Genomic DNA, 3,879 nt, shown 5'->3' with positions numbered 1-3,879 from the left:
GCTTGACTATGCTGGATCGCTCGACGGATCGCCTCAGTCGTCGTGGCGCTGCCGTGAAGAACTTGGCCCATAGCTCATCCCTCCACTCCGACGTGAAGACTGCACCATCAAACCCTGGGATCAAACAACTAGGCTCGGGTGATGACGGAGGCGCTGCATCCGCGCCCCGCGGCCGGGGCCTACGCGACCCATGCGGCGGTCGCGCGTCAGCTGCGGCGCCTGGAGGCGCTGGCCGCGCGGCATCGCGCCCGCAAGCGGATCGTCCGGGCCCTGCGCGGCGGCGCGGGCGGCGGCGGCGCCCTGCTCGCGCTGGCGAAGACCAAGCTCGTCGGCTCCCTGGCCGGGAAGCTCGCCATCGCCGCGCTCGTCGGCCTCGGCCTCGCATGGCCCCTCGTCGCCCTGGGCATCCTCGGGATCGCGGTGGCGATCCTCTCGATCCTCAGCTGCGACCCGGCCGGCATCGAGAGCTGCGACTGCATCCGGCCGAACGCCCGACGCGCCCGCCTGCGGCGGCTGATCGCGGAGCGCCGGGCCTGGCTCGCCGCGCCCTCCGGTGCGGCACCGCGCATTCGCGATGCTCGATCTCCGCAGCGGGCTTGGCGATCCGCGAAACCGAAGCGACGATCCGACGTCCGGCGGCCTTGACCTTCCCACCGTGGGAAGCCCCATCTCTCCTCTTATGCTGAAAGCCGACTCCGACACGCTCACCCCGATCGCCCCCGAGGCGCACGCGACGGAGGCCGTCCGAACCGTCGCCCTCCCCGTCCTCGGGATGACCTGCGCCTCCTGCGCCGGCCGGATCGAGGCGGCGTTGCGGGCGGTGCCGGGCGTGTCGAGCGCCTCCGTGAACCTTGCCACCGAGCGGGCCAGCGTCACCGTCGCGACGGGCGTGCTGGCGGCGGCCCTCGCCTGCGCCGTGACGGATGCCGGCTACGACGTCGGCGGCGAGACCCGCGACTTCGCCGTCGCGGGCATGACCTGCGCCTCCTGCGCCGGGCGGGTCGAGGCGGCGCTGCGGGCGGTGCCCGGGGTTTCGCAAGCCTCGGTGAACCTCGCCACCGAGCGGGCGCGGGTGACGGCGGCGGCCGGCGTCGTGGCCGACGCGGACCTCGTCGCGGCGGTGGCTGAGGCCGGCTACGATGCGACGCCGGCCGCGCCCGCCGGCGGACCCGACGCCGCGGAGGCCACACGCGACGCCGCCGCCCGCCGCGACGAAATCCACCTCCTGGTCGCCGCGGCGCTCGCGGCGCCGCTGGTCGCGCCGATGCTGCTGATGCCGTTCGGGATCGCCTGGATGCCGCCCGGCTGGGTGCAGTTGGCGCTCGCGACCCCGATCCAGTTCTGGCTCGGCGCCCGGTTCTACCGGGCCGGCTGGCGCGCGCTGCGGGCGGGCGCCGGCAACATGGACCTGCTCGTCGCGCTCGGCACCTCCGCGGCCTACGCGCTGAGCCTGTACCAGCTCGTCCGCGCCGCGGAGGCCGGCCGCGCGACCCCGCACCTGTACTTCGAAGCCTCGGCGGTGGTGATCACCCTCGTTCTGCTCGGCAAGCGCCTGGAGAGCCGCGCCAAGCGCAGCACCGCGTCGGCCATCCGGGCGTTGACGGCGCTGCGGCCCGAGCGCGCGCGCCTGCGCCGGCCGGACGGCAGCGAGGCCGAGATCGAGGTCTCCGCGCTCCGGGTCGGCGACGCGGTCGTGGTCCGCCCCGGCGAACGCCTGCCCGCCGACGGCACGATCCGCGACGGCGCGAGCCGGATCGACGAGGCGCTGATCACCGGCGAGAGCCTGCCGGTGGCAAAAGCCGTCGGCGACCGGGTCGTCGGCGGCGCCATCAACGGCGACGGCCGGCTCGTGGTCGAGGTCGCCGCGGTCGGCGCGGAGGCGACGCTCGCGCGGATCATCCGCCTTGTCGAGGACGCGCAGGCTGCCAAGGCGCCGATCCAGCGCCTGGTCGACCGGGTGAGCGCGGTGTTCGTGCCGGTGGTGCTCGGCTTGGGCCTGCTCACCTTCCTCGGCTGGTGGCTCATTGCCGGCGCTAGCGCGGAAACGGCGCTGATCGATGCGGTCGCGGTGCTGGTCATCGCCTGCCCCTGCGCCCTCGGCCTCGCGACGCCGACGGCGATCATGGCCGGCACCGGCGTCGCGGCGCGCCACGGCATCCTGATCAAGGACGCGCAAGCCCTGGAGGTGGCCCACGCCCTCGACACGGTCGCCTTCGACAAGACCGGCACGCTGACGGAAGGGCGCCCGACGGTGACGGACCTCGAGCCTGCGCCGGGCGTCACGCGCGCAGACCTCCTGCGCCGTGCCGCCGCGCTGCAGGCCGGCAGCGAGCATCCCCTCGCCCGCGCCGTCGCGACGCTCGCCGCAGCGGAGGGCGTGTCGCCGCCGCCGGCCGCCAACCTGCGGGCGCTGCCGGGCCGCGGCGTCGCCGCCGAGGTGGACGGCCGCGCGCTCCGCCTCGGCAGCCGCCGGTTGATGGAGGAGGACGGCGTCGACCTGGCGCCCCTCGCGGACCGGGGCGAAGCCCTGGCGCGGGCGGGCCGCACGGTTTCCTGGATCTCGGAGGAGGAAGCCGGGGGGACCGCGCCCGTGCGGCTGCTCGGCCTGATCGCCTTCGGCGATGCGGTGAAACCCTCCGCGGCCGCTTCCATCGCGGCAATCGGCCGGCGCGGCCTGCGCACGGTGATGCTCACCGGCGACAACCGGGGCAGCGCCGCCCGCGCGGCCGAGGCGCTCGGCCTCGACGAGGTGGTGGCCGAGCTTCTCCCGGAGGACAAGGCGGCCGCGATCCTCCGCCTGAAGGCGGGCGGGCGCCGCGTCGCCATGGTCGGCGACGGAGTCAACGACGCGCCGGCGCTCGCCGCCGCCGACGTCGGCATTGCCTTGAGCACCGGCACCGACGTCGCGATGCACGCGGCCGGCATCACGCTGATGCGCGGCGATCCGATGCTGGTTGCCGACGCGATCGACATCGCGCGGCGGACCTATGCCAAGATCCGGCAGAACCTGTTCTGGGCGCTCGCCTACAACGTGGTCGGCATCCCGCTCGCGGCCTTCGGGCTGCTCAGCCCGGTGGTGGCGGGCGCAGCGATGGCGTTCTCCAGCGTCAGCGTCGTCGGGAACGCGCTGCTGCTGCGTCGCTGGCGCCCGGCCTGTGAGGTGCAACGATGATGACGATCGGCGAGGCCGCACGCGCCTCCGGCGTTTCGGCCAAGATGATCCGCTACTACGAGAGCACCGGCTTGATCGCAGAGGCCGCACGCTCGGAAGCCGGCTATCGGCACTATACCGAGGTGGGGATCCACACCCTGCGCTTCATCCGCCGTGCGCGCGACCTCGGCTTTACGGTGGAGCAGATCGGCACGCTGCTCGCCCTGTGGCGCGACCGGGACCGCGCCAGCGCCGACGTGAAGCGCATCGCGCTGGAGCACGTGGCAGCCCTGGAGCGTAAGGCCGAGGAGCTTCGTGCCATGAGCCGGACGCTGACGGCTTTGGCCGCGCGCTGCCACGGCGACGCCAGGCCGTATTGTCCGATCATGGAGGATCTGGCGGAAACAGGCGCCGGCCCGGGCGCGCCCGTCGTGAAGGGTGCACCGGGCGGCCCCGCACGCTTCGGCCTGGGCCGACCGGCACGCCGGCGCGGAAACGGATGAGGCGCGTTCCGCCTGGACCGGGTCCGACCTCAGCCTCACTGCCCAAACGCGACGAGCCCGCGCTGTCTTTCGACGGCGCGGGCTCGCTATGGATGATATGATGTTTGGTTGCGGGGACAGGATTTGAACCTGTGACCTTCAGGTTATGAGCCTGACGAGCTACCGGGCTGCTCCACCCCGCGCCAGGGTGATCGAGTGTCGTGTCGAGGGGATGTGTTGGCTTGC

Annotated in this window: 3 protein-coding genes and 1 tRNA gene; 3 read left to right on the top strand and 1 reads right to left on the bottom strand. The window is 73.8% G+C overall.

The annotated features are described in order from the left end of the window. Window positions 1-141: 141 nt before the first annotated feature. The 3 genes from FV226_RS26965 to cueR are packed head-to-tail and all read left to right on the top strand — an operon-like array spanning window position 142 to window position 3,654. On the top strand, window positions 142-645 hold the full coding sequence (locus FV226_RS26965) for a hypothetical protein (protein ID WP_238272743.1): 504 nt from the start codon (window positions 142-144) through the stop codon (window positions 643-645). Between the two features lie 34 nt (window positions 646-679). After that, window positions 680-3,172 (top strand): heavy metal translocating P-type ATPase, encoded by a 2,493-nt coding sequence (locus FV226_RS26960; protein ID WP_147765332.1) that lies wholly within the window; start codon window positions 680-682, stop codon window positions 3,170-3,172. Continuing rightward, window positions 3,172-3,654, top strand: a complete 483-nt coding sequence (gene cueR / locus FV226_RS26955; protein ID WP_147765333.1) for a Cu(I)-responsive transcriptional regulator — start codon at window positions 3,172-3,174, stop codon at window positions 3,652-3,654. The genes FV226_RS26960 and cueR overlap by 1 nt, the downstream gene beginning before the upstream one ends. 105 nt (window positions 3,655-3,759) lie before the next feature. Here cueR and FV226_RS26950 read toward each other — a convergent pair. Beyond that, a tRNA-Met gene (locus FV226_RS26950) sits at window positions 3,760-3,836 on the bottom strand. Window positions 3,837-3,879 lie beyond the last annotated feature (43 nt).

It is taken from the genome of Methylobacterium sp. WL12 (assembly GCF_008039475.1).
Lineage (GTDB): Bacteria > Pseudomonadota > Alphaproteobacteria > Rhizobiales > Beijerinckiaceae > Methylobacterium > Methylobacterium cerastii.
The sequence above is the reverse complement of the archived record's forward strand: the minus strand, read 5'-3'. Positions and strand labels throughout refer to the sequence as shown.

Excerpts from the sequence above, each read along its gene's own strand:
- FV226_RS26965 (WP_238272743.1), top strand. The coding sequence starts at position 142 with ATGACGGAGGCGCTGCATCCGCGCCCCGCGGCCGGGGCCTACGCGACC.
- FV226_RS26960 (WP_147765332.1), top strand. The coding sequence starts at position 680 with ATGCTGAAAGCCGACTCCGACACGCTCACCCCGATCGCCCCCGAGGCG.
- cueR (WP_147765333.1), top strand. The coding sequence starts at position 3,172 with ATGACGATCGGCGAGGCCGCACGCGCCTCCGGCGTTTCGGCCAAGATG.